The organism is Brachybacterium sp. HMSC06H03, from assembly GCF_001807385.1.
Lineage (GTDB): Bacteria > Actinomycetota > Actinomycetes > Actinomycetales > Dermabacteraceae > Brachybacterium > Brachybacterium conglomeratum.
In genome coordinates, this window is the sequence record NZ_KV788836.1 from 1 (window position 1) to 2,685 (window position 2,685).

Here is a 2,685-nt window from a genome sequence, read left to right on the forward strand (position 1 = left end):
CGACGCCGGGCCGCCCCGAACCCGCCGCATCGGCCTCCCCCGCGCGCAGCGAGCTGCCGACGCCATCGGTCGGCCCGTCGCCCTCCGTCGGCCCGCCGACGACGTCCAGGACCGCGACCGCTCCCGCCGCCGGCGCGTCCATTGACCGACGCGCGCTGACCGGCGCGCTGCTGGGCCTCGGCTCCGTGCTCGGGGCGACCGCGCTCGGCGGCTCCCTGGACCGCTCCCAGGGCTCGATCCCCGACGCCTCCGGCACCGCGAGCGCCGCCGCGGTGACGCCCACCGGGGAGACCACCACGATCTCGGTGTCCATGGCCGAGATGCGGTTCACGCCCGACCGGCTCGAGGTCCCCGCCGGGAACACCCTGGTCATCGAGCTGAGCAACGACGATCCGCACGACGTGCACGACCTCGTGCTCGCCACCGGCGCGACCTCGGGGCGCCTGCAGCCGGGCGAGTCGACGGTCCTCGACGGCGGCGTGGTCGCCCATGACATGGAGGGATGGTGCTCGATCGTCGGCCATCGCGCGATGGGCATGACGCTGAGCATCGTCGCGACCGGTGCCGCGGCGGGCACGGCCGCCGACGGGGGCGCCGTGGCCGCGGGGTCCGGGGCCGACGAGCTCGCCCGCGTGGGCGCCGACATGATGGCCGCCCCCGGACCGGACATCGCCGTGCGCGACGCCCGCCTCCCTGCCGCGACCGGTCCGCAGCAGCGGGTCACCCTGGAGATCGTCGAGGTCGCCGCCGAGATCGCACCGGGCGTGACCATGGACGCGATGACCTACGGCGGCACCGTCGTCGGGCCGGTGCTGCGCTCCGAGCTCGGGGCGCACCTGACCGTCGACCTGGTCAATCACGGGTCGATGGGGCACTCCCTCGACCTGCACGCTGGCCGCGTCTCCCCCGACCAGGCGATGCGCACGATCCCGCCGGGCGAGCAGCTGGAGTACGCGATCACCACCGACCATGCCGGGATCTGGCTCTACCACTGCTCGACCATGCCGATGTCGGTGCACCTGTCCGCCGGGATGGTCGGCGCGCTCGTGGTTCCGCCGCCGGAGCTCGCGCCCGTCGAGCGGGAGTACGTGCTGGTGCAGTCGGAGCACTATCTCGTGCCAGTCGGCGCCCCCGGCTCCGAGTCGACGACGCACGAGGGCGCCCTGCCGGTGAGCCCCGTGAAGATCGCCGCTGAGCGCCCCGACCTCACGGTCTTCAACGGCCATGCCACCCAGTACGTCCGCTCCCCGCTCGAGGCTCGGGTGGGCGAGCGGGTGCGGCTGTGGGTGCTCGCCGCAGGCCCGTCGCGAGGGATCTCCTTCCACGTCGTCGGCGGGGTGTTCGACACCGTCTTCAAGGAGGGCGCCTATCTGCTGCGTCCCGAGGACGGCGAGGGCGGCGGGGCGCAGGCGCTCGATCTCGCCGCGGCCCAGGGCGGGTTCGTGGAGCTGGTCTTCGACGAGCCCGGCACCTACACCGCCGTGAACCACTCCTTCGTGGAGATGGAGCGAGGCGCGCGCGCCCTGATCCGCGTCACGGCCTGAGCATTCCCGCGGGGCGTGCACGGCCTGTGGCCGGAGATCGCCCGTGCGCTGCCCGACGCCCGCCCCCTCGGAGAGTCGGCGGTGCTCGGAGCACGCGGGGCCGCGGGATACCGTCGGCCCCATGAACGCACCGCCGCCCTCCTCCGGCCTGCACCACCTCGAGCTCTGGACCGCGGACCCCGCCGCCTCGGAGCCGGCCTGGCGCCGGCTGATGTCGGGGGAGGGTCCGGGCACGGTCGGCGGGAGCTGTTCGCGGAGCGCCGACCCGCATGCGAGCGGTGAGGACCACACCGCCTGGTATGCGGAGGATGCTGCCGGCATCGAGGTCGAGCTGGTCGCCGGCCCCTGACCGCCGCGGCTGGCCCCTGCGGCGCGCGGCCCGCGCGCCGGCCTGCTCAGAGCTTGGTCAGCGGGGCGTAGCGCAGCAGCAGGCGCTTGCGGCCGTGGGGATCGCGGAACTGGACCTCGACCTGCGTCTTGTCGCCCTGCCCGGAGAGCTCCGCGACCGTGCCCATCCCGAAGGAGTCGTGGGTGACGCGGTCGCCGACGGCGAGCTGCGGGAGCTTGTCGGTGGGCGTGGCGGTGCGGCCGGAGCCGAAGCTGGGACGCTTCACGTCGGCGCGGCCGCCGCCGACCCCGCCGCTGAAGGATGGCCCCCGGCCCCCGCCGCGACCGCCGCCGAAGCCGGAGCCGCCGGAGAAGCCACCGCCGCCGAACCCGGCACCGCCGAGGGTGGAGCCGGCGCGCGCCACGTCCAGGACCTCCTCCGGCACCTCGTCGAGGAACCGGCTGGCGGGCATGTACTGGGACTGGCCCCACATCGAGCGCATCTGGGCGCGGGTGAGGTAGAGCTTCTCGCGGGCGCGGGTGATGCCCACATAGGCCAGTCGCCGCTCCTCCTCGAGCTCGTCGGGATCCTGGAGCGTGCGGCTGTGGGGGAAGGTGCCGTCCTCCATGCCGGTGAGGAACACGACCGGGAACTCGAGGCCCTTTGCCGTGTGCAGGGTCATGAGGGTGACGAACTGGTCCTCCTCCCCCGGCAGCTGATCCGCGTCCGCGACGAGGGAGACCTTCTCCAGGAATCGATCCACGAGGCTCGCCTCGGGATCGTCCGGCGCGGTCAGCGCCGCGTCCGGGGCGA

At 74.4% G+C, this 2,685-nt stretch carries 3 protein-coding genes; 2 read left to right on the forward strand and 1 reads right to left on the reverse strand.

Annotated features, from left to right (window positions below):
- The coding region (locus HMPREF3159_RS10405) for a multicopper oxidase domain-containing protein (protein ID WP_246821607.1) at nt 1–1,544 on the forward strand (1,544 nt) is incomplete at its 5' end.
- A gap of 121 nt (nt 1,545–1,665) precedes the next feature.
- Complete coding sequence (locus HMPREF3159_RS10410; RefSeq protein ID WP_070500967.1) at nt 1,666–1,893, forward strand: hypothetical protein; 228 nt, start codon at nt 1,666–1,668, stop codon at nt 1,891–1,893.
- A 46-nt stretch (nt 1,894–1,939) separates the two neighbouring features.
- On the opposite strand, the gene HMPREF3159_RS10415 is transcribed toward HMPREF3159_RS10410, so the two are convergent.
- On the reverse strand, nt 1,940–2,685 hold a 746-nt coding region (locus HMPREF3159_RS10415), incomplete at its 5' end, for a 3'-5' exonuclease (RefSeq protein WP_168165418.1).